The 26,081-nt window shown below is 47.3% G+C and carries 22 protein-coding genes and 1 riboswitch; of the genes, 10 read left to right on the top strand and 12 right to left on the bottom strand.

Annotated features, from left to right (window positions below):
- The first annotated feature begins 9 nt into the window (after window positions 1–9).
- Complete coding sequence (locus tag F3I09_RS15470) at window positions 10–2,322, top strand: FdhF/YdeP family oxidoreductase (protein WP_149695940.1); 2,313 nt, start codon at window positions 10–12, stop codon at window positions 2,320–2,322.
- Here the strand turns inward: F3I09_RS15470 and F3I09_RS15465 are convergent.
- Entirely contained in the window at window positions 2,308–4,380 is a 2,073-nt protein-coding gene (locus F3I09_RS15465) for a hypothetical protein (RefSeq protein WP_149695939.1), read from the bottom strand. The genes F3I09_RS15470 and F3I09_RS15465 overlap by 15 nt on opposite strands.
- An 80-nt stretch (window positions 4,381–4,460) precedes the next feature.
- Window positions 4,461–5,222 (bottom strand): DUF695 domain-containing protein, encoded by a 762-nt coding sequence (locus tag F3I09_RS15460; RefSeq protein WP_188133824.1) that lies wholly within the window; start codon window positions 5,220–5,222, stop codon window positions 4,461–4,463.
- 172 nt (window positions 5,223–5,394) lie between these two features.
- On the opposite strand from F3I09_RS15460, the gene F3I09_RS15455 reads away from it, so the two are divergent.
- Both F3I09_RS15455 and F3I09_RS15450 read left to right on the top strand, forming a co-directional pair.
- A complete protein-coding gene (locus tag F3I09_RS15455; protein ID WP_188133823.1) occupies window positions 5,395–7,842 on the top strand; it encodes an outer membrane beta-barrel family protein in 2,448 nt (815 codons plus the stop codon).
- A 25-nt stretch (window positions 7,843–7,867) separates the two neighbouring features.
- On the top strand, window positions 7,868–8,344 hold the full coding sequence (locus tag F3I09_RS15450) for an acyl-CoA thioesterase (protein WP_149695936.1): 477 nt from the start codon (window positions 7,868–7,870) through the stop codon (window positions 8,342–8,344).
- 136 nt (window positions 8,345–8,480) lie between these two features.
- On the opposite strand, the gene F3I09_RS15445 is transcribed toward F3I09_RS15450, so the two are convergent.
- From F3I09_RS15445 to F3I09_RS15435, 3 genes are all read right to left on the bottom strand, one after another.
- Entirely contained in the window at window positions 8,481–10,265 is a 1,785-nt protein-coding gene (locus F3I09_RS15445) for an ABC transporter ATP-binding protein (RefSeq protein WP_149695935.1), read from the bottom strand.
- A 234-nt stretch (window positions 10,266–10,499) separates the two neighbouring features.
- The gene (locus F3I09_RS15440; RefSeq protein WP_149695934.1) at window positions 10,500–10,745 is read right to left on the bottom strand and encodes a hypothetical protein; all 246 of its coding nucleotides are present in this window, start codon (window positions 10,743–10,745) and stop codon (window positions 10,500–10,502) included.
- Between the two features lie 110 nt (window positions 10,746–10,855).
- Window positions 10,856–11,110: a hypothetical protein gene (locus F3I09_RS15435; RefSeq protein WP_149695933.1), complete on the bottom strand. Its 255-nt coding sequence runs from the start codon at window positions 11,108–11,110 to the stop codon at window positions 10,856–10,858.
- Between the two features lie 100 nt (window positions 11,111–11,210).
- On the opposite strand from F3I09_RS15435, the gene F3I09_RS15430 reads away from it, so the two are divergent.
- The 3 genes from F3I09_RS15430 (at window position 11,211) to nfi (ending at window position 14,061) form a co-directional block, all read left to right on the top strand.
- Window positions 11,211–11,882, top strand: coding sequence for an MgtC/SapB family protein (locus tag F3I09_RS15430; protein WP_149695932.1), 672 nt, complete (start codon window positions 11,211–11,213; stop codon window positions 11,880–11,882).
- A gap of 15 nt (window positions 11,883–11,897) precedes the next feature.
- Entirely contained in the window at window positions 11,898–13,109 is a 1,212-nt protein-coding gene (locus F3I09_RS15425) for a DUF763 domain-containing protein (RefSeq protein WP_149695931.1), read from the top strand.
- Between the two features lie 63 nt (window positions 13,110–13,172).
- A riboswitch (TPP riboswitch) is annotated at window positions 13,173–13,270 on the bottom strand.
- Window positions 13,271–13,368: 98 nt separating this feature from the next.
- Entirely contained in the window at window positions 13,369–14,061 is a 693-nt protein-coding gene (gene nfi, locus F3I09_RS15420; protein WP_149695930.1) for a deoxyribonuclease V, read from the top strand.
- Between the two features lie 179 nt (window positions 14,062–14,240).
- Here nfi and F3I09_RS34760 read toward each other — a convergent pair whose 3' ends face one another.
- The 3 genes from F3I09_RS34760 to F3I09_RS15405 form a co-directional block, all read right to left on the bottom strand.
- Entirely contained in the window at window positions 14,241–14,351 is a 111-nt protein-coding gene (locus F3I09_RS34760) for a DUF4130 domain-containing protein (RefSeq protein ID WP_149696054.1), read from the bottom strand.
- 596 nt (window positions 14,352–14,947) lie between these two features.
- A complete protein-coding gene (locus tag F3I09_RS15410) occupies window positions 14,948–15,862 on the bottom strand; it encodes an EamA family transporter (protein ID WP_149695929.1) in 915 nt (304 codons plus the stop codon).
- 57 nt (window positions 15,863–15,919) lie between these two features.
- Window positions 15,920–17,617, bottom strand: a complete 1,698-nt coding sequence (locus F3I09_RS15405; protein ID WP_149695928.1) for a hypothetical protein — start codon at window positions 17,615–17,617, stop codon at window positions 15,920–15,922.
- Between the two features lie 145 nt (window positions 17,618–17,762).
- On the opposite strand from F3I09_RS15405, the gene F3I09_RS15400 reads away from it, so the two are divergent.
- The 4 genes from F3I09_RS15400 to F3I09_RS15385 are packed head-to-tail and all read left to right on the top strand — an operon-like array spanning window position 17,763 to window position 21,335.
- Window positions 17,763–18,650, top strand: a complete 888-nt coding sequence (locus F3I09_RS15400; RefSeq protein WP_149695927.1) for a decaprenyl-phosphate phosphoribosyltransferase — start codon at window positions 17,763–17,765, stop codon at window positions 18,648–18,650.
- Window positions 18,650–19,981, top strand: a complete 1,332-nt coding sequence (locus F3I09_RS15395) for an FAD-binding oxidoreductase (RefSeq protein ID WP_149695926.1) — start codon at window positions 18,650–18,652, stop codon at window positions 19,979–19,981. The genes F3I09_RS15400 and F3I09_RS15395 overlap by 1 nt, the downstream gene beginning before the upstream one ends.
- Window positions 19,982–20,016: 35 nt before the next feature.
- Entirely contained in the window at window positions 20,017–20,748 is a 732-nt protein-coding gene (locus tag F3I09_RS15390) for an SDR family oxidoreductase (RefSeq protein ID WP_149695925.1), read from the top strand.
- Window positions 20,745–21,335, top strand: coding sequence for an HAD family hydrolase (locus F3I09_RS15385; RefSeq protein ID WP_149695924.1), 591 nt, complete (start codon window positions 20,745–20,747; stop codon window positions 21,333–21,335). Before F3I09_RS15390 ends, F3I09_RS15385 begins: the two co-directional genes overlap by 4 nt.
- A gap of 88 nt (window positions 21,336–21,423) precedes the next feature.
- Here F3I09_RS15385 and F3I09_RS15380 read toward each other — a convergent pair whose 3' ends face one another.
- From F3I09_RS15380 to F3I09_RS15360, 4 genes are all read right to left on the bottom strand, one after another.
- On the bottom strand, window positions 21,424–22,194 hold the full coding sequence (locus F3I09_RS15380; protein ID WP_149695923.1) for an acyl-CoA desaturase: 771 nt from the start codon (window positions 22,192–22,194) through the stop codon (window positions 21,424–21,426).
- A 479-nt stretch (window positions 22,195–22,673) separates the two neighbouring features.
- Window positions 22,674–23,687: a hypothetical protein gene (locus F3I09_RS15370; RefSeq protein WP_149695922.1), complete on the bottom strand. Its 1,014-nt coding sequence runs from the start codon at window positions 23,685–23,687 to the stop codon at window positions 22,674–22,676.
- 381 nt (window positions 23,688–24,068) lie between these two features.
- Window positions 24,069–25,085: an oxidoreductase gene (locus F3I09_RS15365; RefSeq protein ID WP_149695921.1), complete on the bottom strand. Its 1,017-nt coding sequence runs from the start codon at window positions 25,083–25,085 to the stop codon at window positions 24,069–24,071.
- Between the two features lie 77 nt (window positions 25,086–25,162).
- The gene (locus tag F3I09_RS15360; protein ID WP_149695920.1) at window positions 25,163–26,053 is read right to left on the bottom strand and encodes an AraC family transcriptional regulator; all 891 of its coding nucleotides are present in this window, start codon (window positions 26,051–26,053) and stop codon (window positions 25,163–25,165) included.
- Window positions 26,054–26,081 lie beyond the last annotated feature (28 nt).

Raw genomic sequence — 26,081 nt, 5'->3', positions numbered from 1 at the left:
AGTATACCAATGAATCAGCATAACAACACAGATCCGTCCCAGAATCCTGAACATTTTACCGGACATGTCCGTCTGGGCAAACCGAAAACAGTGGCCGCCGGTATCCCCGCGGTGCTTTCCAGCGCTAAACATATCCTGCACGAAATGGATGTGATCCGCGGTATGAAGGCATTACTGCAGCTGAACCAGAAAACTGGTTTCGACTGCCCTGGTTGTGCCTGGCCCGATCCTGATGACGACCGCTCCGCTGTTGCCGAATATTGTGAGAATGGTGTTAAGGCCATTGCCGAAGAGGCTACCAATAAAAAGCTGGAAGCCGCATTTTTTGCGAAGCATAGTGTGGCAGAACTGTCCGCCCTGACAGATTATGAAATAGGTAAAAAGGGGCGTGTGGCGCAGCCGGTGTACCTTGCTCCGGGTGGCACACATTATCAACCCGTTTCCTGGGAAGAGGCCTTTGGCAAAATAGCACAACACCTGAATGCACTGTCATCTCCTGATGAAGCCATTTTTTATACTTCCGGCCGTACCAGCAATGAAGCGGCGTTCCTTTATCAGCTATTCGTCAGGGAATACGGCACCAACAACCTGCCCGACTGTTCCAATATGTGTCACGAATCCAGCGGTGTGGCTCTTTCTGATGCACTTGGCATAGGTAAAGGCTCTGTAACTTTGGATGACTTACATAAGGCGGAGGTCATCATTATCCTGGGGCAGAATCCAGGCACCAACCATCCCCGCATGCTCACTGCGCTGCAAAAGGCGAAAGAGAATGGGGCTACGATCATTTCTGTGAATCCCCTTCCGGAAACAGGGCTGCTGAACTTCCTTAATCCGCAGACTATCAAAGGTGTTCTCAATATCAAGACACACCTCACAGACCTGTTCCTGCAGGTAAAGATCAACGGAGATATGGCGCTGCTGCAGGCTATCGCCCTGCTGTTGCTGGAGGAAGAAGACCGTCATCCGGGTACTGTATTTGACCATGGATTTATTTATAACAATACCAGCGGATATGACGAATATATCCGGCACATCCGGCAGCTACAGCTGGAAACACTTGCCGATGCCTGTGGTATTTCTTTGGAGCAGATCCGCCAGGCCGCATCCATACTGACGCATAAGAAGAAGATCGTGGCCTGCTGGGCCATGGGACTCACACAACATAAAAATGCAGTAGATACTATCAAAGAGGTAGTCAACCTGCTGCTGCTGAAGGGTAGTATAGGAAAGGAAGGTGCTGGCACCTGTCCTGTGCGCGGTCACAGTAATGTGCAGGGCGATCGTACTATGGGTATCTATGAACAGCCTTCAGAAGCGTTGCTCAATAAGATCCAGTCGGTATACGGCTTCAATCCTCCCCGGGAGCATGGCTATGATACCGTGGACGCTATCCGTGCCATGCGTGATGGCAAAGCAAGTGTCTTCTTTGCTATGGGGGGTAATTTCCTCTCCGCAACGCCTGATACAGAAGTGACTGCACAAGCGCTGCGTAATTGTGCTTTAACAGTACATGTCTCTACCAAATTGAACCGCAGCCACCTGGTACATGGCAGGGAAGCGATCATCCTGCCTACCCTTGGCCGCAGCGATATGGACGTTCAGCAGGGACAAAAACAGTTCGTGACCTGCGAAAATTCCATGGGCGTGATACAGATGTCCAAAGGCAATCTACCCCCTGTTTCGTCGCACCTGTTAAGTGAACCTGTGATTGTTTGCAGGCTGGCAATAGCCACCCTGGGCGAACGGTCCAGCGTAAGCTGGCAGCATTATATGCAGCATTACGATTACATCCGGGAGGATATTGAAAAAGTGATCCCCGGATTTAATAATTATAACACCCGCGTAAGACATCCTGGTGGCTTCTACCTGCCGAACAATGCCAGGGACGGACGTTTCAATACGAGTACCGGCAAAGCTAATTTTAACGTTGCCAATGTGACGGTTCAGGACCTGGCGGCAGATGAGTACATGATGATGACCATCCGCAGCCATGATCAGTTCAATACAACTATCTATGGACTGGATGACCGCTATCGGGGTATCTACCAGGAAAGAAGAGTAATACTGATGAACGCCGGTGACATAAGATCTGCTGGTCTCAAGCCTAATGATGTGGTTGACCTGATCAATAACTTTGAAGGTGTGGAAAGGATCGTCCATAAATTCCTGGTAGTGGAATATAGCATTCCTGAGCGGTGCACCGCTACTTATTTCCCGGAAGCAAATGCATTGGTGCCGTTGAACAGTGTGGCCGACAAGAGTAATACACCCACATCCAAACTAGTCATTATTAAAATCAGGAAATCATTTGAACTGTAAGAAGGCCGGAGCCCTCAATGCGAAGATGTTGAAGCGGAAGTCTACAGTAGTGGTAGCCTCCCAGAAAACAGATTTCATGGGCTCCGGTGCATTCGGATAATAGTTGGCCGATAACCTCAGGGTATTAATGGACAGGTTTTCATTGCGTATCCTGAAACCAAGCCCCAGCCCGGTGTAAATAGGGTTTTTAAAAAGGTTACTCCTCTTGTAGGTCAGTTGAGAAGCCTGGATGGAAGAGAAGAAATTGAATTTAAAACCGAATATTTTCAAAGGACTATAATAGGTAGTTTCTGACCTGACATTTAAACGCTGATAACCGCTCAGCGGCACATCTTTATACCCCCATACGCCCAGGTCCCTGTTAATGTTGAGCGGACGATAGAAATAGTTGTTGGGATTACAGATGTAGTCGGCGTAAAGGAACTGACGCAGTTTTCCTCCTGCAAACCTGAACGCCCGGCTATAGTATTCAACTTTGGCATGAATCACAGCATCTTCCGACATGCCATTCTGATAAAAAGTGCTGAGTCCCAGCGTACCCGAAAGTATCCCCTTCCCTCCGGTTACCCAGAACTTTTCGGCCTCGAGCCCCACATAGGCCCGGGTACGTCTCTTCCAGGTTTCCCAGCCCGCCGTTGCCGACGCGGTATACCCCAGGGGAATATCCTCCGTTCGCCCAAAGCCGAAGAAATGGCTTGTTTTGAAGAATTCCTGCCGGAAGGTGACGGCTTGCCACAGATAGAACCGGTGATTATTATAGACCGGGTCCAGTGTATAGATCTCCTGGAAGGGTTTTTTCGTGAACATGAGATTAAAATGGCGGAACAGAAACGCCAGGTTAGGCTTCCGGCTATCCGGATTACGGTTGTCCTGTTTCATGAAGTTGAAACCACCCCATACGTCCAGGATGTTGTACCGGTAGTCGCGGTACAAGGTATCCGGCCGGCCGAACATATTAATGGAATAATTAGAGCTGAAGCTGAAACCGCCCACCCATTTAGCCCCGCTTTTGTACAGCGGCCGGTCCACAGCAAAATAGTAAGTACCCTCGTAGGTGCCCGAATCCAGTGTATTAATATTATTGAGCGTAGTATATCCTCCGGAGAAATCGATAAATGTTCCCAACAGATTCGTCTTGGTATACCTGACCTGTGACCCGAAAGGAGGATTGTCATTCCCGCTCCAGGAGCCCCCGACCCTGATACCCTGACCTGCCCCGAACAGGTTGTCGTTGGAAACGCTGGCCCTTATACCCGAAGTACTTAAGCGGGACAGGTCAAACCCGTACTCGAATACGTCTTTGGTTACGACGAGGAGATCGACAGAATCGTCAGACGCACCGGTATTAATAATATACAGCCGGGCATCCTGTATGAAGGGCCGGTTACGGAGGTAACGCTCGTTGTCAGACATCTCGTAGGGATTGATTGTATCGTTCTGCCTGAAAAAGAGCAATTGCCGTATTACCCATTCCTCCGAATTAAAGTGCAGCCGGTTGGCAAGATGCACCAGTTTCATGGAGGTGGAGAAGGTCGTATCCTTGATATTACTGGGACCAAACACGTTCACCCGGCGGTAGTAGATATCCCGGATCACTTTCCCGGCAAACGGTTTGAAATACTGTTCACTTTTGATGATGCTGCTGTCTGTACCGGGTTCTGGTACATTCTGCCTGGTTACTTTCCTGATGAGGGAGTCCCTGTACTGCTTATTCCGCAGCGAATCCCGGTACGCGCGCATACGGCCCAGCCAGGAGTTGGAATACTTCTTTGATACCGGAATGGTATCCCCGTGCAGGATCACATCTCCCGGTACGACTGTATCGCCGGGAATGGTAGGAACGATCGGTACAGCGGGCGCCCTGGGGATGAGTGGAAAGATGGTATCCTCCGGAATGGGCATCATGGGAACGGCCGGTCTTACCGGCACTACCGTATCACGGATAAAAGGAAACCCTGCCCGTTCCTTCCGGAAAGAATTGCCGTACGCCCCTAAAATCCCAAGGGCCAGGCAACAGCTGATCAGGACATAAGTTGATATTTTCAGCGATTTTCTCACTCGATCTTAGCAGTAATAAGCAAGCATCTTCTTTACTTAACGTAAAGATTATGTAACAGTTGTAATAAGTTAACTAAATATTATTGCGCTACGATAACAGTTTCCCACCCGTCATAACGTGCATTCATTTCCTGGGCAAGTTCCCAGAGCAGCATTACGGCCGCATCTATGCTTTCCTCGTCGGTCCGGTCATTGCGGGAAAGCCTTAATCCATAGGGCTGAGGATCTTTTTCATCAACCGGTCGTGCTTCTATGACGAAACCCAACCGCTGCACCTGCTGTCCATATAGTTCCCTTTCAGCTTCGGCAGAAAAATATATCCAATGGTCTATGAGGCGGGCTCTTTCGGCAATGTCCCCGTGTTGTTTCAGTGTACGCAACACTTTGCGGTTCTGTATACGCTGAAACTCCTGTACGTCCGGAAAGAGGAAATCGAAGTACAACTCCCACGTCTTATCTTCTTTTGCCCCGAAATCATAATGATAATCAGGGAACTGTATCATGGCGTCAGCAATGTATTTGTCATGCAGCAGTGTGCCGGAAGCATAAAAATAAAAATCCCTCACTCCATTTGACATAGTACGGCCAACAAAATGTGCCTGCAAAGTTGTCTCCAGCTGTTGCACCAGGCAGTCCTCAATTTCTCCCAGCACTGTAAACTCATCCCCCTGTGGAAAACCGTCTGCCCGCGGATCTTTCAGGTATACCGATACAAAGATGGCATACGGCTTTTTACTCAAAGGGGCAAAACGCCGCAGGTCCAGGTCCAGGCCTATAATAGCCGGCTTATCTTCGATATGGCAGGTATAGATGTCCCAGTCTGGTTGGTACGCGTCAGGCATAATACATTGATTCGAATGTAACAGTCGGACGTAAAGATACGGAACCCTTACCGCCATTCATCCATTAGTGGATCAATCTTTTTTTAAATCAGACTAATTTTACGTCAGTTACAGGCTTAATATCAGAAAAGTACTTCGGATCATGCAGAAAATTGTCGTTTTATGTTTTGGAATGATACTCTCATCCCTATCAGTTATTTACGCACAGCAACCGGCGCGCAAGTCTGCCGATAATGGCTCCCTATACGGAAAACTCGTCGATGCCAAAACCAATTCTCCCGTAGAATACGCTTCTGTTGCGCTGCTCCGTGCAGCAGATTCCAGTGTGGCAACAGGCATGTTATCAAAACCTAACGGTGATTTCAACTTTCCTGAAGTAGCCTTCGGTAAGTACGTTATCAAAGTAAATTTCATTGGTTATGAAACCGTTTATAAAACAGTTTCACTTACAGGAAAAAATAATAATATAGATATTGGTAATATCAAATTGAGTCCTAATGTAAGATCACTGGCCGGTGTGGAAGTGGTGGGCGATAAACCTACTTTCCAGATGGCGATCGACAAGCGCGTCTTCAATGTTGATAAAAGTCTTGCCAGCGTGGGAGGTACTGCTACAGATGTTTTGAAACAGGTACCCTCTGTGAACGTGGATATCGATGGGAATGTTACCGTACGTAACGGCTCTCCTACCATCTTTGTGGATGGCCGTCCCACTACCCTCACCCTGGACCAGATTCCTGCAGACGCTATTGCCACTGTGGAAGTGGTGACCAACCCTTCTGCGAAATACGACGCGGAAGGTGTGAGCGGTATCCTCAATATCGTGCTGAAAAAGAACCGCAAAGCCGGTATTAACGGCCAGGTAAGCGGTGGTCTTTCTTCTCTCGGTGGAGGAAACGCAGGCGCTGACCTCAATATCCGCAGGGAAAAATTCAATGTCTCTCTCAGTTATAATCTGAGAAGCCGCCAGGGCAAGGCCAGGTCACATCTCTTCCGTAAAAACCTCAGTGCCGATACCACTACCTATCTCGATCAGTACAATGATGGTGAGAATGGCCGCCGTTTCCAGTTTGGCCGTATTGGTTTCGACTGGTTTATGGACAACCGTAATACCTTCAGCATCTCTCAGGGGATCATGGCGGGCGATTTTAAAGATAACAGCGGACTGAGACTGTACGACCTGCAGGAAGATCAGCAACAGGTACGGTATGGTACCGGTATTGATAATCAGAATCATAACTTCCGCAACTATAGTACCCAGGTTGGTTATAAGCACACCTTTGCAAAGCAGGGACATGAGCTGACCGCCGACTTTAACTATAACTACGCTACTTCGAAAGATAACTCCGATTATACGTTACAGTATTACGATATGGGACATCTGCCTATTGATTCTCCGAATGTTCCGCAGGAGCGTTATGGCCGTGGTCATGGTAATACCACTTATATTACTGGTCAGATCGATTATGTAAATCCGCTGACAGAAACTTCCAAGATAGAAGCTGGTTTACGTACTACCACCCGCAGATTCAATAATCTGCTGAATACCAATGGTAAAGATTTCTCCACAGGTGATTTTGTATTAGACTCCTCACTGTCTAACGATTACCACTATTCTGAAACGATCAATGCTGCTTACCTGAGCTACTCGGGAACAGTTGGTAACTTCGGTTACCAGGGAGGTCTTCGTGCAGAACAGTCGTTCTACGATGGTGAAATGAGAAGCCTCAATAAAAGCAGTTATAAAATAGATTATCCTATCAGCCTGTTTCCCAGCCTGTTCCTCTCCCAGAAGTTCAAGGGTGATCATGAGCTGCAGCTGAACTATAGCCGCCGTGTACGTCGTCCATGGTTCCGCGACCTGCTGCCTAACCTGGAATACACCGCCCAGAGTGCTAATCGCGGTAACCCTGCACTGCGTCCTGAGTTTACCAACTCTTTTGAGCTGAGTTATCTGAAAGACTTCAACAGGAAACACAACGTGTTGGTATCCTTATATTTCAGAAATACGGAAAGAGCTATTACCGATTACTATACCGATACTACCCTGACGATTAATGGTGTGTCGCAGAAAGTTGTATTGTCTTATCCGGTGAATGCAGATACACGGAATGCCTACGGCGCAGAATTCACCGTTCGTAACCAGATCCTTAAAGGCTGGGACATCACAACTAACCTGAACCTGGCACAGACAAAGATTAATGCCAGCAACCTGCAGAATAACCTTAGCAATCAGGGATTTATCTGGTTCGGTAAGATCAATAGTAATACCAAACTGCCCTGGAATTCTGCCCTGCAGATCACAGGTAACTATGAATCCAAACAGATTCTGCCACAGGGTGAAAGAGCCGCGCAGTACTCTGCCGATATCGCTGTACGCAAGGAGTTCCTGAAGAAAAAGAACCTGGTGGTATCGCTGGCTTTGAATGACATCTTCAATACCGATCGTAACTTAACATATACCACAACCGCATTTTCTGAACAGGAAAGATACCGTAAACGTGCTACCCGCGAACTGAGAATAAACGTGTCTTATCGTTTTGGTAAAATGGACACGCAATTGTTCAAGCGTAAGAATAATAAGAAGGAAGAACAGCAGGAAACTAAAGAAGAATATTAATTTAGTTCTCCAAAACCAATTACCTATGATCGATATAATCGGCAATACTGTCACGCTTCGCTTTCTTGCAGAACCATCAGATGTGAATTTCGGCGGTAAAGTACATGGAGGCGCTGTAATGAAATGGATCGACCAGGCAGGATATGCCTGTGCAGCCAACTGGAGTGGTCAGTATTGCGTGACGGTATATGTGGGCGGTATCCGCTTCTTCAAACCCATCTCTATCGGAGATATGGTAGAGATCAATGCCACTGTTATTTATACCGGTAATACGAGTATGCACATTGCCATCAATGTACAGGCAGGCAATCCGAGGAATAAAGAAAGGATAAAAACCACCCACTGTGTAATGGTTTTTGCAGCGGTTGATGATAATGGTAAAACTGTTCCGGTCCCTAAATGGACGCCGGAAAGTAAGGAAGGGCTTGAATTGGAGAATTACGCTAAAAAATTAATGGCGCTGCGGCAGAATATTGAAGATGAGATGAAACCGTATATGTGATGTTTAATCAATGATTTAAATAGGAATGCAGGGGATATTTTCTCCTGCATTTTTTTTGGGGCCCGGTTCGTTATTCGCTGCGATCGCCCCCTACGGAGTCGATCACAGCGAATGATTGCGTCCTGAATGCTCCTCGTTAATGCGAAAATTGCATTTCGCTCAGGTTCCTGTATAAGCCGCCTTCCACCAGTATCAATTCCTGATGCGTACCCTCTTCCACTAATCTTCCTTTATCCAATACGATGATCTTATCTGACTGACGTACAGTACTTAGCCTATGTGCAATGACAATAGAGGTACGTCCTTCCATGAGTTTCTCCAACGCGTCCTGCACAAGTCTTTCTGACTCAGAATCCAGTGCGGAAGTTGCCTCATCGAGAATGAGAATACGCGGGTCTTTCAGCACGGCCCGGGCGATCGCGATCCTTTGCCGCTGACCTCCGGACAATTGTATCCCCCGCTCTCCGACAATGGTGTCCAACCCATCGGGGAACCGCTCTATAAATTCCCAGGCATTGGCTTTCCGGGCGGCGGCTTCCACCTCGGCGGCTGTTGCTCCCGGTTTGCCGTAGGCAATATTCTCCCGGATGGTGCCGCCAAAGAGGAATACATCCTGCGGAACGATGGCCATCTGGCTGCGGAGGGCTGACAAGGGGAATCTGGTGGCGTCTTTTCCGTTGAATCGGATCATGCCTTCCGACGGACTATACAATCGCAGCAATAAGGAGACGATCGTACTTTTTCCTGCTCCACTTGGCCCTACCAATGCTATCTGCTGGTCCGGTGCAATATCGAAGGAGATGTCCCTTAACACTTCCTGGTCATCTCTTGTCGGATAACGGAATGAAACGCTCTCAAAGGAGATCTGTCCGCTGAGATGATCTTCAGCTGCTATCGTTGTGGTTTCTTCCACAGGTTCTGCCGGCTCGTCCAGTATTTCCAGGAGGTGTTCTGTCGCACCGATGCTTTTCTGGATGCTGGCATAAACCTCTGCCAGTCCTGCCACTGATCCCCCGATGAAGCTGGAGTACAATACGAAGGACAGTAGCATACCCGGGTCCATCTTCCCCGCAGCAATCAACAATGCGCCTTTCCAGATAACAGCGATCATCGCCCCAAACACACCCAAAATCATACTGGCGGTAAACGCGCCACGGAATTTGCCTGTCTTCATACCAGTGGTGGCCACTTCCCCGATCTTCGTCCGGTAGCGTTTCATCTCAAAGAATTCATTAGCGAAAGCCTTGACATTCAGGATGCCCTGCAATGTTTCTTCAACGATCGTATTGGCCTCTGCTACCTGCTTTTGCGCGAGTTTGGAATAACGTCTTACAAAGCGTCCGAAGAAATAAGCGATCACCATAATAACCGGCAATGATGCCAGCATCAGCAATGTCAGTTGTATGGAGGTGTGTAGCAGGAGTACCAATCCGCCGATGATGATGATCACCTGCCGGATGAATTCTGCTACTGTAGTGGTGAATGTTTCCTGCAGCAATGAGATATCCGAAGAGATCCTGCTACCCAGCTCACCTACCCGTCTGCTCAGGAAGAACCGCATGGGTAGTTTGATGAGATGGTTGTAGATGTGTTGACGTAAAGAGGCCAGTGAGCGTTCTGTAACGTTGACAAACAGCATAATACGCAAATAGCCGAAGATGCCCTGGGCTACCAGTATGCCCACCAGCAACAGTCCTATCTGGTTTATTTTATGAGGATCAGCAATTATTTTATGTGTGTTGGCTGCATCTACCAGCTCGCCCAGCAACTTTGGGAAGGCCAGGTTAGCTATGCTGGATACAAAAAGAAAGAATAATCCCAGGCCAAAGGCTGGCCAGTAAGGCTTTACGTACTTATATAACCTGAACGTGCGTTTTAATGCCGCCGCGCGGAACGGCTTCTTCTGTTGTGTGTCTTGCATCAGTGGATAGAATTACTAATAATATGGAGGATGCTCAATTGGCTTATATCGCCCCGAGTTGTATAGGTTATGACGGATAGGGAAGATAAATATTTTATTCTTACTTAAATAAATAAAGAAAGGAGGCGCCTGGCCTCCTTTCCTGTCAACGAATAAACAATCACGAATAAGATCCTATTGCCTTTTAATGTGTTATAGACCTAAATAGCCAATCTTATTCTTGCTGATATCCGGCTATTTCGGATTCCTGTTTCTGCTGGAGTCTCCTGTACCGGTTCCGTAGCGGGAAGAATCTTCTCCCGGATTAATGGCTCCAGGTGGCATTTCAGCTGAAGCTGTATCTGGCGTTACTGCCGCCGTATCCGGACCGCCAATGGACGTTGAATCAGTATTCGTCCTGCTACCGCCACCGCACGATGCCAGGAACATCCCACCTGCGATGAAAAGACCTGTAAGGAACAGTTTACTATTTTGGGTCATTTTCTTAAAAATATTTTTAGCAGTTAACAAATGCACGTTATTAGATATATGTCCTAGAAATTATTTCTACAAATAGTGGAGGCTGATAAACGCTCCATTACCCACAGATATCATTTTATTGGCATGGAATCCGGTCTCTGTGAAGACTTGTCCATGGCCCTGCTCGTGGTATCTACTACGCTATTGGTAGTATCTGATTGAATAAGATTGGAGGTGTCTGTTGTATTACCACTTTCCCTTGAGCTGCCGCAGGCAAACAGGAAGATGCTCAGGATAATGGCAAAACACGTAGTAATACCAATTTTGCACAGCGCCAGGCGTACGGTGATTGCATTATTTCCGAGGTTCTTCTTTTGCTTTCTCATATAGACTATTTTCCAGGTTGAACAATAAAAATTAAAGAATGATTTCTGCTAATTGCATAAAGAATTATGCCAAGGCTTACATTTGTATTTGAACACGCATATGGAACATTCTATCTTTCAGGTTATTGAAGAGCATCAGTTGTTGAAGGTTCTCCTCGCCCTGTTTGTTGGTGGGGTGTTAGGATTGGAAAGGGAATACCGTCATAAGGCGGCAGGCATGCGCACGCTGGCGCTCATCTGCCTTGGTAGTACGCTTTTTACAATGCTTTCTGTGGAATTGGGATATCCTTCCAGCCCCGACCGTGTAGCGTCTAATATACTTACAGGAGTAGGTTTCATAGGCGCTGGTGTGATTTTCAAAGGAGACTACACCATCGATGGGATCACCACTGCTGCTACCATCTGGATAGCCTCAGCCTTGGGTATTGCAGTAGGTGTGAGCCATTATGTACTGGTAGGAGTCACGCTTGTTATAGTATTATTACTGTTGATTGGCTTAAAAGTGCTGGAGGGTAAGATCGACAAGATCAGAGAAAAACGAACCTACACCATCGGATATCACGTAGATCAACACAGACCTGAAGAAATAGCCGGCATCTTTGAGCGTTTTGATTTAAAACATAAACAGCTGCTGCATGCAAGGAATGATACATTCATTGTAGAAGATAAATACGAAGTAGCGGGAAGGCCGCAGGCAATAGCTGCCGTCAATGCATTCCTTTTATCAGATAAAAGCATCCATCATTTTTCCGTACAGGTAAACCCACTTTAGGAGGAGAAAATACTTATGTCAGGAGGCCATGCCGATCTACCCTTGCATTATGGTCACGTACCACCCTGGCTCGCAAAGAGAATGAGCCTGCTGGGAGGTGCTATTGTTGAAACCATCGTGGCCGATTACGGAAAGGGTGAAGTATTACGCCGCCTTAGTGATCCCTGCTGGTTTCAGGCGCTGGGTTGTGTGTTGGGCATGGACTGGCATTCTTCGGGCATCACTACCAGCGTAATGGGCGCTCTTAAGAAAGCATTGAATCCCAGGGCGCAGGAACTGGGTATTTATATCTGCGGAGGAAAAGGCCGGCATTCCAAGGAGACGCCAGCGGAACTATTGGCTATTGCAGAGCGCACCGGCCTGCCGGGGCAGGAACTGGTACGTTGTAGTAAGCTGGCAGCCAAGGTGGACAACACCGCCGTGCAGGATGGTTTTCAATTGTACCTGCACTCTTTTATAGTATCCAATGAAGGAGAATGGGCTGTCGTACAACAGGGTATGAATGATGCCAATGGAATGGCCCGCCGTTATCACTGGCATTCAGCCGCTTTTAAACAGTTTACTGAAACACCGCATACTTTCATCTATGGCCACAACCAGGGACTGATCCTCAACCTGACAGACAAAGATGCTTCAGTTACGAAATCAGGCATGCTCCAGCTGATCAAAGAAAAGCCCGCCCATCTCCTGCCGGAAATCCGTAACCTGGTAATGCCTTCCCACCATGATGTGAGGGCAAAGGACGTGGATCTTAAGAGACTGGGAAGTGTATTGGCTGTAGCGCATGAACGTCAGTTACTTGATTTCGAATCCCTGTTGCTGCTGGAAGGTGTAGGTCCCCGTACCCTGCAATCTCTGACATTGGTCAGTGAGGTGATCCATGGCACACCCTCCCGTTTCACTGATCCGGCCCGGTTTTCTTTCGCCCACGGCGGAAAAGATGGTCATCCTTTCCCCGTTCCTGTAAATGTATACGACGAAACGATCAGCGTACTGAAGGACGCTGTGAATAAGGCGAAAATCGGGCAATCTGACAAACAGGAAGCTATCCGTAAATTGTCTGTACTATCTCAACAGGTGGAAAAGGATTTTATTCCCAATGCCAGGTTGGAAGAGTTGATCCAGGAAGAAAGGGATAATTCCTGGCAATATGGTGGCCGTACCGTGATGGGCAAAGCCCAGCCTCCGGGAAAGAAAAAAGGCGGTTCGCAGTTAAGTCTGTTCTGAAACTGCAGTCCCATTTAATAGCTTAGCTAAAAAAGAAATCCCGGCTTAACAGCCGGGACTCCAGATAATTTCTCTGTCCTATTTTCTACGCTGGCATTACCCAGTTCAGATATTTAGGGTTTCATCTCAGACTACAATTGTAGCCACCCCTAGGCTAGAATAGAGAAATTGTTCTGATAAATATAGCGCGAAGTTCGTGCCAGAATCGCTGTTTTTCCGGAGTAAATTCTGAACCCTAAGAGGCATTTAAATATTCGGTATGGGTGCATTAACTTATGATACGCTGACTGTTACTGCAGCAACACAGCTACAGAATGAGTTGAGAGATGAGATCATTATACAGGCCAGAGATTTTCCTGTGAATACCATTGCAGGTGCAGATATTTCCTTCAACAAATTTAGCCCAACCATTTATGCGGGCATCATTCTTTTACGATTTCCCGAACTGATCCCGATAGGTTATTCACTCGTAAAAAAAGAGGTACGTTTCCCCTATGTGCCCGGATATCTGGCCTTTCGGGAGGTACCTGCGTTGATGACCGCCTGGGAAAATCTTCCACAGAAACCTGATCTGCTGGTTGTTGATGGTCACGGTATCGCACATCCGCGCCGGATGGGTATAGCCGCCCATTTCGGTGTAGTAGCCAAGACGCCCGTAGTTGGCTGCGCCAAGAAAGTGCTTTGCGGTAGGTATGAAGAAATCCCTCCTGAGCAGGGAAGTAATACCCCACTTATCTTTAAGAATGATGTAGTGGGTGCTGTACTACGGACGAAGTACGCTGTCAGACCTGTATTTGTTTCCCCCGGTTATCGGATGGATGTACCGGGTAGTGTGGAAATTATCACACAGTGTGTAGGGCGTTACCGTATACCGGAACCCACAAGATTGGCACATAATATCGTGAACAAATTCCGGCTGGGGGAAGTGCCGGAGGGGTATACTGAGGTGTGAAATGCCAAGCCGATCATTCGCTGTGTAGCGCGGTCGCGTGTTTGTATTTAACAATTGTTCGTTATAATCGGCTTCGCCAGGTCCGCGTGTCCGTAACCAGCAATCATTCGCTGCATTCAGCTCCGCCAGGAGCGCTGTGTTTGTAGCCCGGGGTGTAACCCCGGGGACAGGTAAGCACCTCACCCCTTCATTTCCGTCAGGTATTTCCAATACCGTTTCGGCATATGTTGCAGCTGCAACCTCGGATCTGTTCTGGGGCCAGTTCCTTCTTTCCAGGGACTTAGGCACAGGTAATTGTTCCATAACCATCAACCGAACGCTAAATTACTAATAAATTTAGTAAATACTAATTTTATTGGAAGTGGCATTTATCAGCGTTTAAAGCAGAGGCGACTTTTGAAAAGGATTTATTGCAGGAAGTTTTATGCTGTTAACTATTTGTTTATGAGTTGTTGGTGTCAATGATATAAACCCGTTTCCTGGTCCTTCGGATTCCCACATGATGCGGGTATGCTAATACTCCCCTTGACCCTGCGGTCCGGATCGTCTCTTTCCTGCCAAAATTGGACATCATGTATGGAAATTCCCAGGATATAAGTTGCATGTAACTTGCATATGACTAGCATTATCCTTCGTTAATCTTTCGTTCGGAACGAAGGATTAACGAAGGATAATGCTGATCATATGCTGGTTGTATCCTAGTCAAATGCAGGTCAAATGGAGATACAGCCTTTGCCCATAGCTGGGACGAAACGCCTTTATAACGTGATTAAAGGCTCCTATAACGATATAAAGGGCTTTCGTATACATAGTTTAAAACCGCTTCAGCATCTTTCCTAATATTGCATCGTGAACGGCGAAAAGGCTGATAATGAGCGTCCTTACATCAGGCCTTTCTTTTCCCGAGCGTCATCAGCACTACTCCACCGATGACAATCACACAGGCGAGCAAGGCCTGGGAAGACAGGTTTTCATGGCCGATCGCCCAGCCGAGGAAAAGGGCTACAACCGGGTTCACGTAAGCATAGGTCGACAGCAGTCGGGGCGGCGCATTGCGGGTCAGCCAGCTATACGAAGTAAACCCTACCAGAGAACCGATCAGTACCAGGTAGGCGTAGGCCGACAGTGTACGGGTGGAAATATGTTCCAGGGTATTCCAGGCGCCCGGTTCAGCCACAGCACTTACAAGGAAACAGAATACAGCGCCGGTCAGCATCTGGATAGCGGCAGATTGCATCGGCGCAGGCATAAGGAGCTTGGATACCGACAATGATCCCAATGCCCAGCAGGCACAGCCTCCGGCCAGTATCGCGATGGGCCATAAAGGATAACTGAGGCCGGTGGAGGCAGCGAAGGGATTGAATAACAGGAACAAACCAGCCAGTCCGACAACGATACCGGTCACTGTCATCACCGTAGGCCGTTGTTTACTGAAGAAAGCCCAGTCAAACCCAATAAACCATACGGGGATGGCTGCCACGATCAGGGCTACCCGGCCGGAAGGCATATAGTGTACCGCCAGGGCTGTACAGGAGTTGCCGATACCGATCAGCATCAGGCCCACAAAAGCAGCAGATAATGTCTGTTTCCGGGAAGGTAATTGTTTTTCACTGCTTCGGCTGATGAGGGCCATCAAAGTACCGGCTGTCAGGAAACGGAATGCAGAAAGCAGAAATGGAGGTACTATTTCCGTGGCGATCTTCATCCCCAGGTAAGTAGATCCCCAGATAATATATACGGCGAAGAGAAATCCCCAGAGCTTTGTGTTATCCGGTTTAGAAGACACATTTTCAGTTGTCACAGGCTATTAGATAAAAGTTAAGCAAATAACTGCAAAGCATTGGATATTATAATCCCTTCATTCCTTTATGTACACCTCGATCGTCGCATTGGTAGGACGGCGGGGCGCCAGGAATTCATCTACCTTCCGGTAGTGATGCTGCAGTTGATATCTCAGTGCAAACGGGAAAAAGTTATTGTTTCCCGGTGCATATTCGTACAAAACCACATCATAATAGTGATGCTGTACCTTTTTAACAAACGCGTCCAGCTGTCTGTTGAACATGCCGACACCCAAATGGTACCATAAAGGGTAGTCGCTCCCGGTTTCCAGCCTATAAGGCAAGGCTTGCGCAAGAGGGGTTAACTCGGTCATATTCAGTAATTTAAGCGCTTCCTTCTTTTCTTTTACAATAGGCAGTTGCTGCAAACGGGTCATGCCATGCACAGTGGAAGGCGGCATATAGATCTTATGAAAAGCCCAGAGGTCAGAGAATATCCATTGGTCTACCGGGACATCGGTGGTATCCACATTGATCATAAAATTATTGCGGGACACGACATTCTCTCCCGTAGGACTGATCTGCGGATTGTAGATCGCGTAGGAGGAACTGTCGCCCGTTGGTGCACTACTCTTACCTGCTACGACCTTTTCAGGCGGAACAAGACGCGCTACGATCCTGTCCAGGTATTTCCAGAAGGAACCTGACCACCAGAGCAACACCAGCAACGTTGCTGCACCGAAAGAAGGCCAGCGGCCCAGATCCAGTTTCAGCTGCTCCTGTAAACGGCTGGCAATGAAGGCAAAAGCGAAGCTGTGAAAGAAGATATTGTTGTCCGGAGGCGTGTAACTGGTCACCTGGAAAATGGCCGCCTCCATCAGTATACCCAAAGTCAGCAGGGTGAAAAGCACGGCCGGCCTGTCATTCCAAAAGCTGCGCCACTGGCGGAAGGCGGGCACCAGGCATAGCATTACCAGTAATAAATATAACTTGATCCATTGCGAGAATCCCATGATCTCTGACAGGATATCGTAAACGGATAATCTCGAATTGTGTGGCGCCTGTCCGTGGTTGAACCAGTAGCCGAAACCGTAAGGCAGCAGGGGAACAATGATCATCGCCGCTACGATACCGTAAAAGGCCAGGTAGGCAACAAAGTCCAGCCATTTCTTTCCCTGTAAAGTATTGTATGCCATCAACGCCAGTGAGAGCAGCAAGGCCAGTCCGCCGCCATCCTGTTTCGTAAAGAAAGACAGGAAAGTGAAAAAGGCAGACAGGAAAAGGAATAAGAAGCGCCACTTGCCCTGTGGGCCCATCAGGTAACGGAACAAAAACGCCAGCCCGATCAGCTCATATACGATCACCGTCTGGTTGTACCAGGGCCAGAAATTGAAGAACGAATACGACAGTACGAACAGCAATACGGAAATAACCCGGATAGCAGTTTGTACATTGAGGCTCTTCAGGATGGAACGGAAAGACAGTCCCGCCAGTATATTCATGAAAACCTGGGCTTTCACAAGGGATATCAGCTGAGGGCCGAATAATTTAAAGAACAATGCAGGCATCAGCCAGAAACCATAACCCAGCGGCAGACCAAAATCTTTGTAAGGAACCTGGCCCTGGGACAATCTGTAGGCGCCTTCCCAGGAAAGAAAAATGTTGACCCTGTAAGGGAATGTCACAAACAAAGGAACCAGCGCAAAACCAATGATGATCAGCAGTTCCGCGATAAACGCACCTTTACGGCTGAACGGAGCATGAGTTGACGGCATAAACGGGGATAATAAATTGATGAAAACGAGTATAAAGTAACATGAATGGGCTCAAAAATAGTAGATTTTACGCGAAAATAGCATTCTGTGGTGTAGTTGTTCGGTAATCAGTCGTATCTTGGCGCCAACATTAAGTTCAATCCCCGTGCAATATTTAAAACTGTTAAGACCCTCCCATTGGGCAAAAAACCTTTTTTTATACATTCCCCTTTTCTTCGCGGGAGAAATATTCAACCTGCAAAAGGTACTGGAATTACTTATTGGATTTTTTGCATTTAGCCTCATTGCCAGCAGTATTTATATCATCAATGACTATAGAGATGTAGAAGCAGACAGGATACATCCTGTAAAACGTAAACGGCCCATCGCTTCAGGTGCTGTATCAAAACCTGCCGCCCTGGTTTTCTTTGTATTATGTCTGGCCATAGGTGGTTTTTTGGCATGGTATGTTAGACCCAAATTTGCATTTGTTGTAGGCATTTACTTCATTATCAATTTATTATATTCCTTCGGATTAAAGAACATTTCTATCCTGGATATACTGATCCTGTCAGTCGGATTTGTATTGAGGGTAAAAGCAGGCGGCGTAGCCGCTAATATAGCCGTATCCGAATGGCTGATGATCATGGTGTTCCTGCTGGCATTGTTCATGGCTATCGCCAAACGCCGTGATGATGTGCTGATTAAAACCCAGTCCGGCCAGGATATGCGGAAGGCCGTGAAAGGTTATAACATGGACTTTATGAACGTGATGCTGGCGCTCGTATCTGCCGTGATCATTGTGGCGTATTTGATGTATACGATGGCGGCGGAGACGATGTCACGCTTTGGCACTTACCGCCTTTATTATACATGTCTTTTTGTAATTGGTGGATTATTACGATATTTGCAAATAACTTATGTGGAGAATAATACAGGTTCTCCTACCAAAATCCTATACAAAGACCGTTTCATTCAATTAACCATACTCCTGTGGGTGCTGAGTTTTTATGTGATTATTTATTTACCCACTAACAAAAGTTTTTTTGAGTAATGGAAAAACGGTTAGCAAACTGGGGGAATTACCCCGCCATCTCCTGCGACGAAACAACATTTTCGCAGGAGGACCAGGTGCAGGATTTTATATCCACACATTCATCTATTATTGCCCGCGGAAACGGGCGCTGTTACGGCGATGCTTCACTGGCTCAACACAGTGTTTCCACCCTTAAATACGACAAGGTACTTGCGTTTGATGTCACAAAAGGCATCTTCGAATGTCAATCCGGTATCACACTCGATCAGATCCTCGATATTATCGTTCCCCAGGGATGGTTTCTGCCGGTTACCCCGGGTACCAAATTCATTACCGTCGGCGGCGCTGTAGCCTCAGATGTACATGGTAAGAACCATCACGTAGACGGCTCATTTTCAGGTCATATCATCGATATGGACGTGATCACGGGCAATAAGGATACCATCACCTGCTCTGCAGATAATCATTCCGACCTTTTCTGGGCTACCTGTGGAGGTATGGGTCTCACCGGTATCATTACCCGCGTAAAGTTCCGTCTGAAGAAGATCAGTACTGCATACATCCGTCAGAAGCAGATCAAAGCCCGGAACCTGGAAGACCTGATCCGCCTCTTTGAAGAATATAAGGATTACACTTATTCCATGGCCTGGATCGACTGCCTGCAGAAGGGCGATACCTTCGGCCGTGGTATACTCATTGTTGGCGAACACGCCACTCCTGAAGAGCTGAATGAACAGCAGCGTAAAGCGCCCCTGCTACTGGCTGCCAAACGTAAACTGTCAGTGCCTTTCAACCTTCCCTCTTTTGTGCTAAACACGCTGACTGTCAAAGCATTCAACTGGTTATATTATCTGAAGAATACCAAACGGGAGATCAATAACGTCATCCCTTACGAACCGTTCTTTTACCCCCTGGACGCCATCCTGCACTGGAACCGTGGTTACGGAAAGGCCGGATTTGTGCAGTATCAGTTTGTACTTCCCCTGGAAAAGAAAGAAGGACTGGTAGCCATCCTGCAGCGGATCAGCGACGCAGGCCTGGGATCTTTCCTGGCCGTGCTGAAGGTGTTCGGTAAACAGGACAGCCTGATATCCTTCCCGATGGAAGGATATACGCTGGCGCTGGACTTCCCCGTTCGTAAAGGTCTCTTTGAATTTCTTGACAAGCTGGACGAAATCGTATTGCAATATGGAGGCCGTCTCTACTTGTCGAAGGACGCCCGTATGAAGCAGGAGGTTTTCTGGCAGAGTTACCCCAATGCGCAAAAATTTGCTGATATCATCAAAACATACAATGGTGCTAAGCTGTTCCGTTCAGTACAGTCAGACCGCCTGCTGCTGACGGAATAGACTTATTCTACCTTAAAATACCGACAATCAATTATATGCCTACTGTTCTTATTCTGGGAGCCGGGTCAGACATGGCTGTTGCCATTGCCCGTGAGTTTGCCAGGAACAAATACGATATTCAACTCGCCGCCCGTAATGTAGCTGCTATCTCTGCCCTGGAACAGGACCTTAGCATCCGCTACCAGGTGACGGCCAGTTCCCATGCCTTTGACGCAACTGATTTTACTAATCACGCTGCCTTTTATATGGCCTTGCCCAAGGCGCCGGATGTTACTATTTCCGTATTCGGATACCTGGGTTCACAGGAAAAGGGTCAGTCCGACTGGAATGAAGCTGCCCGTATCCTGCACACCAACTATACCGGTGCGGTTTCTATCCTCAATATTGTGGCAGATGAATACGCTGCCCGTGGTAATGGCACCATTGTGGGCATCAGTTCCGTAGCCGGAGAACGTGGCAGGCAGAGTAACTACCTTTACGGTAGCGCCAAGGCTGGTTTTACTGCTTACCTCAGCGGACTCCGGAACCGTCTTTTCCATAAAGGGGTGCACGTACTGAGTGTCCAGCCCGGATTTGTATATACCCGTATGACAGAAAACCTGAAATTGCCTGCTCCCCTGACGGCTCAGCCTCAGGATGTTGCAAAAGATGTCTATAAAGCAGTGATTGCCAGGAAAAATGTTATTTATACGAAGTGGTTTTGGCGGTATATTATGCTCATTATCAAGTCAATACCTGAAGGTATCTTCAAAAAACTCAAATTATGAAGCCAGCCATTGCTTTCTTCGATTTTGATGGTACCATCACCCGGAAGGATACCCTGTTCGAGATCATACGCTTTCAGAAAGGCGAAGGTGCACTGTATGCTGGCCTGGCCTTGTTGGCGCCCGCTTTGGTCATGATGAAACTGGGATTGATCTCTAAACAGAAAGGAAAGAATCTGGTACTGCAATATTTTTTCGGTAACACACCTATAGAAGAGTTCCGCGACAAATGCGCCGCTTTCTGTCGTGACCGGCTTCCCGGCCTGATCCGGGAAAACGCCTTAAAGGAGATCAATGAGCACCTTTCCAAAGGACATCGTGTGGTGGTGGTAACAGCTTCCGCCCAGGAATGGGTGAAGCCCTGGTGCGACTGTGTGGGTATTGAATGTATCGGTACCCAGCTGGAGATCCGGAATGCCAGGGTTACCGGTCGCATTCTTGGTGTGAACTGCAATGGTGAAGAGAAAGTTCGCCGTATCCGGCAGCAGTACGATCTGCCCGTTTTTGGAGATATCTATGCCTATGGCGATACCAATGGAGACAGACCCATGTTACAATTAGCCACATTTGGCTTCTTCAGGAAGTTCTGAAAACACTCAGGCCATCAATCACAGTCGGTCCGACGGTAATTGATGGCCTGAAATGCATCTATCTATTTCTACTTACTATTCGTACTACTTAAGCTGCCGCCTTCAGTTTCACCACTTTAACCTTAGCGGTCTTCAGTTTGATGATGCCTACAGCGTTGAGGAGTTTCATCACCGGATAAGTTGGGTCCAGTTCAAACCATTTCTTAGCGAAGTTTGGGCTGTCTTTATACTTGTGGTGATTGTTCTGGAACAGTTCTCCCAGCAACAGGATACCCCATGGAGATGTATTCTTTGATTTGTCACCATTGTCAAAGCTCTTGTAACCATATTTATGACCACACCAGTTCACAACAGCACCCTGTACAGGCCCGATCAGGAAATGGATAGGCAATAAAAGGAACCAGTACCAGGCTGGAGCGAAAGCAATATAGAAAGCTATATATATTCCTGCCCATGCCAGACGGGTAACAGTATGATCACCAAAGCGGTCCATGGCATTCCATACCGGCAGTGGAGGATTAGTCGTAAATTTCTCGTCCAGTACTTTTGCACCAGTGTAGATGTCATTGTACAGCTTACGGGTCTGCCACATCATGCTCCATACATCTTTAAAGAAGTGAGGAGAATGTGGATCGTCCTCAGTATCGCTGAATTCGTGGTGCATACGGTGCATTGCGCCATAGGCCCGCGGAACTAAATAAGATGTTCCCTGGAAGAACCATGTACAGAAGTAAAATACCCTTTCCCAACCTTTACTGGTAGTATACATCTGGTGGGATGCATATCTGTGCAGGAAAAATGTGTGGAAGAATAAGGATAAGAACCAATGTGAAAAAAAGAATATTAAAATCGCAGTCATTTTCTCTCTTTAAACGTAATGTAATTAGTTGTCAAAGGTAGCTCAAAATGGGCGGGAACCCCCATAAATAATTACGTATCAATCATAGGTACCGCTTATATGAGTAGTAAGACCGCCACAGAGGCGTGTTTAGGAAATGTTAAAATTGTTTTAAAGATTCATTTCAAACACAATAATGACATTGAAAATGATATTAGCGCCGGTTTTTAGTCCTTCGCATACCGGATCACCAGCTCCGTCACCTGGAAACTACTGCGGGCTGGTTTCTTCTCTCCTGGTACGACTAGCCTGAAAGGTCCTTTACCATCGGGAAGCGGGCTGTTCTCGAGATAGTGCTAAGATCTGTCCGGGAGGGCTGTTATTATAGGAAAGCAAAAGGCCGGCCTTAAAAGACCAGCCTGAAAGTACTTTTCAAAATTGTTATTCTTCAGGGTTTGTCTTCCAACATAGAAGACGTCCCCTCTTTTTGAATGATCTGTTTAAACGGTCTCTACTAAAGGCTTCTTTGCCAGAGACACTGGCAGCTTTACGCCGAGGTACTTCGCATAGTTGGTAATTTGATGCTGGGAGCCTGCCTGCCCGAACCAGGCACTGACAGTGTTGCTTTCAAATTTCGGATCCAGCTCGTTGTTAAAGACGGTATAGTTATTTACCGGTTGTTGATAACCCTGCGTGAGTAGTACGCCTGCAAGCAGGAGAAACGCCTCCCGCAGACTCATATCATGTCCTTTATAGCTCAGGTTAATGTCGGCCGCCTCAGGTTGGGGGAGGTACATCAGACTTGTAAGAACGATCCCGCCAAAAACAGGAAATTTGGGAACAAGATCATTTACATTCTCGTAATGCCATGCTGTAGGCAGCTTGGCATCCAGGTCTGTGGCAAAATCGGCGTTCCCGGCAGCAGGCGCTGCAAAGGTGTAAAGCGAAATGTTGTTTGTGGACTGCCCCTTCTTTTTAAGGATCTCTACGTAGTAAGAAGTGAATACACTGGCTATATTGCCGCCCAGGCTATGCCCTGTAATGATCAGCTGTTTGCCGTTACCTACAGTGTTGGCTAACAAAAAATCGGTGATAAACTGGTTCGAGCCCAGCGTGTCCGTCATAAACAGCAAATTTGCGAAAGCAATACTGGCACCCGTGCTGATAAGGGGTTTAGGGGTACTGGCAAAAGACCATTGTGACATTGTTAATACATCGAGGTCTTCCAGGACCCAGTTTGCAAAAACATCCCAGTCGTTATAACTGCCGAAGGGCGGAACTGAGCCGCGGATAGCCAGCGCATAATCTCCGTTTGAGTTTTGAGCAACAAATGCGTAGTTGCAGTCGATAGTCTGCTTGCCGTTCCAGACTATTTTCCAGCCCGGCATAAGCGTGCCAAATTCATTGATAGGATTGCTTGTAGAAGTAGCAGAAGCTGCAGCACAAAGCTGTACGGCAGCTTGTGCATTTGCGAGTTGATCGCTGTTACTGGTGTTGGGGGTGATTGTTCCCATAGTTATGGTTTTTTGAAGATGAAAAATGACAGGATTGAACTGGTAGCTTATATGGTTTGATGGTTACTGGCGCTGGGAATGATTAGTCCCAGCGCAATGGTATTTGAAGATGAAAAATAACGGGATTAAAGTGGTTATCTATATGGTTACTGATGCTGGGATTTGACGGGTCCCATAGTTATGGTTTTTGAAAATGAAAAAATAACAGATTAAAGTGGTTATCTATATGGTTACTGATGCTGAGATTTAACGGGTCCCATAGTTATGTTTTTGAAAATGAAAAAATAACGGGATTAAACTATCGGTCGAAGTGGTTAATGGTTACTTTGGGTACTTAAGTTAGTAAATTTATTTGGATTGCAAATAAATTTACTGGCGACATTAATTATTCAGCAACAGCTCACTCAGCTCCCACAATCTTTTTGCAGCCACCGGATCGATCGCATAAGGAAATACGCCAAATGCTTTAGATGGAGCACGCTTGCTAATATCGTTACCGCCCTGGGTTTTATCTTCAGTGGTTACCGGCGATATATCACAATTCTCGCAATACACACCTCCCATGCCGTTTAGCTGCGGACTTACAGCACACCAGACACTGGTGGCAGCTCCCTGCTCAATAGTCTTCAGCTGTTTCGACGGATCAAGTATCGGTTTACCGTCCTGATCGAATACGCCCGCCTTTTGAAGTTCCTCTTCTGACATGTATCGTTTCAGATCAGTGTCAACAATACTCCCGGGATGCACGGCAAATGCGCGGATACCTTCTTCCCTGCCGCGCCTGTCCAGTTCCACTGCGAAGAGCGCATTAGCGGTTTTTGATTGTCCGTAGGCCAGCCAACGGTCATATTCCCGTTGCTGAAAGTGCAGATCCTCAAATACGACCGGCGAAAAACGGTGTCCCCAGGAAGACAATGCCACTACCCTTGCACCGTTGGCCCGGCGTAATGCAGGCCAGAGGCGGACAACCAGTTGAAAATGCCCCAGGTGATTTGTCGCAAACTGTGATTCATATCCACGTTTGTCAAGAGTGAATGGATTGGCCATAACCCCTGCATTATTCACCATGATATGTAAAGGTTGTTCGCTGGCCAGGAATTTGTCTGCAAACGCGTCAATGGAGGCCGGATCTGCCAGGTCGAGGGGAGCAATCTGTACCCGCTCAATTCCTTTTAAGGCCCTTGTCGCTTTCTCAATATCCCGGGCAGGAACGATCACCGTAGCTCCTGCTCCACTGAGCACGCTTGTAGTCTCCAGACCAATACCTGCATAACCGCCAGTGACAATAGCCACTTTGCCAGACAGGTCAATGCCTTCTATTACGTCTGCCGCTGTAGACGCGCCGTCAAATCCTGCGTCAATTGGTTCCTGTAACGTCACTGTTTTATTCTTTTCCATAGATTAAATTTTGTGATTCAAAGGTAGAACCATCACCTATGGGAACTTTGTGAGCCTCAAACCAATATTTGTAAAAATCAAACCTGACGGAAAAGAGAGGGAGCAACCTTTACCCGTTTTTTGAAGAAGTTATTAAAGTGCGCCTGGTCCTCAAATCCCAGCGCGAAACTGATTTCTGCTATGTTCAGATTGCTATGCTTCAGCATAGCCTTTGCCTCCCCTATCAGCCTGTCGAAAATATGATCTGTGGTCGTTTTGCCAGTCTCGGTCTTTACCGCCCGGTTGAGGTAGTTAACATGAATAGAGAGCCTGTCGGCGAAATCCCTAGGTGTGCGGAGTACAATACGCCCCGAGAATGCTTCCAGCGGGAACTGTCTCTCCAGGAGTTCTAAAAAAGCCGCGGTAACACGTGCTGTGGCATTGGATTCTTTCAAGGTATCCCTGGAAGGCGCCAGCTTCATGGCATAGTAGATCAACTCACTGATATAACTGCTGATCAGCTCATATTTATAAACATAGGCGCTACCGAGCTCCCTGATGATCTTTTCAAACAGATCGGTCACTTCTTTTAATGCTTCCCCATCAAGGACAAATACGGGCCGGGCATCCGGCATAAAAAGAGGAATTTCTTCGAGTTTCAGCCGCAAACCTTCCCGGAAGAACTCATCCTTGAACACGCAGGAATATCCTAATACCTCTTCTTCCAAAAGTTCAAATGTATAGGGCACCCTTGAATTAAAGAACAATAATGTGTTGTTGCCTATCGTAATGCTCTGATCCCCAAAGTGTAAGATAGCGCTACCACGAAACAACATGATCTTGTAATAATCCCTGCGGCTGTAAGCGGAAGCCGGAACGCCAGTCTGCATGCGTTCCTCCAGCTTGTATGCATTAAAATAAGGGCCGGGATATCGACTGGTTGCCGGATCAGCTGAGTGAGCATCCCACGATTGAATTACCTTGCCCATGACACTGCTTTTTTGCAAATATCAAACT

Origin of the sequence: Chitinophaga sp. CF418 (assembly GCF_900142925.1) — a bacterium.
Lineage (GTDB): Bacteria > Bacteroidota > Bacteroidia > Chitinophagales > Chitinophagaceae > Chitinophaga.
The sequence above is the reverse complement of the archived record's forward strand: the minus strand, read 5'-3'. Positions and strand labels throughout refer to the sequence as shown.

Excerpts from the sequence above, each read along its gene's own strand:
- F3I09_RS15385 (WP_149695924.1), top strand. The coding sequence starts at position 20,745 with ATGAAGCCAGCCATTGCTTTCTTCGATTTTGATGGTACCATCACCCGG.
- F3I09_RS15360 (WP_149695920.1), bottom strand. The coding sequence starts at position 26,053 with ATGGGCAAGGTAATTCAATCGTGGGATGCTCACTCAGCTGATCCGGCA.
- F3I09_RS15405 (WP_149695928.1), bottom strand. The coding sequence starts at position 17,617 with ATGCCGTCAACTCATGCTCCGTTCAGCCGTAAAGGTGCGTTTATCGCG.
- F3I09_RS15425 (WP_149695931.1), top strand. The coding sequence starts at position 11,898 with ATGTCAGGAGGCCATGCCGATCTACCCTTGCATTATGGTCACGTACCA.
- F3I09_RS15430 (WP_149695932.1), top strand. The coding sequence starts at position 11,211 with ATGGAACATTCTATCTTTCAGGTTATTGAAGAGCATCAGTTGTTGAAG.
- F3I09_RS15380 (WP_149695923.1), bottom strand. The coding sequence starts at position 22,194 with ATGACTGCGATTTTAATATTCTTTTTTTCACATTGGTTCTTATCCTTA.
- F3I09_RS15370 (WP_149695922.1), bottom strand. The coding sequence starts at position 23,687 with ATGGGAACAATCACCCCCAACACCAGTAACAGCGATCAACTCGCAAAT.
- F3I09_RS15435 (WP_149695933.1), bottom strand. The coding sequence starts at position 11,110 with ATGAGAAAGCAAAAGAAGAACCTCGGAAATAATGCAATCACCGTACGC.
- F3I09_RS15470 (WP_149695940.1), top strand. The coding sequence starts at position 10 with ATGAATCAGCATAACAACACAGATCCGTCCCAGAATCCTGAACATTTT.
- F3I09_RS15440 (WP_149695934.1), bottom strand. The coding sequence starts at position 10,745 with ATGACCCAAAATAGTAAACTGTTCCTTACAGGTCTTTTCATCGCAGGT.
- F3I09_RS15455 (WP_188133823.1), top strand. The coding sequence starts at position 5,395 with ATGATACTCTCATCCCTATCAGTTATTTACGCACAGCAACCGGCGCGC.
- F3I09_RS15390 (WP_149695925.1), top strand. The coding sequence starts at position 20,017 with ATGCCTACTGTTCTTATTCTGGGAGCCGGGTCAGACATGGCTGTTGCC.
- nfi (WP_149695930.1), top strand. The coding sequence starts at position 13,369 with ATGGGTGCATTAACTTATGATACGCTGACTGTTACTGCAGCAACACAG.
- F3I09_RS15395 (WP_149695926.1), top strand. The coding sequence starts at position 18,650 with ATGGAAAAACGGTTAGCAAACTGGGGGAATTACCCCGCCATCTCCTGC.
- F3I09_RS15365 (WP_149695921.1), bottom strand. The coding sequence starts at position 25,085 with ATGGAAAAGAATAAAACAGTGACGTTACAGGAACCAATTGACGCAGGA.
- F3I09_RS15445 (WP_149695935.1), bottom strand. The coding sequence starts at position 10,265 with ATGCAAGACACACAACAGAAGAAGCCGTTCCGCGCGGCGGCATTAAAA.
- F3I09_RS15450 (WP_149695936.1), top strand. The coding sequence starts at position 7,868 with ATGATCGATATAATCGGCAATACTGTCACGCTTCGCTTTCTTGCAGAA.
- F3I09_RS15460 (WP_188133824.1), bottom strand. The coding sequence starts at position 5,222 with ATGCCTGACGCGTACCAACCAGACTGGGACATCTATACCTGCCATATC.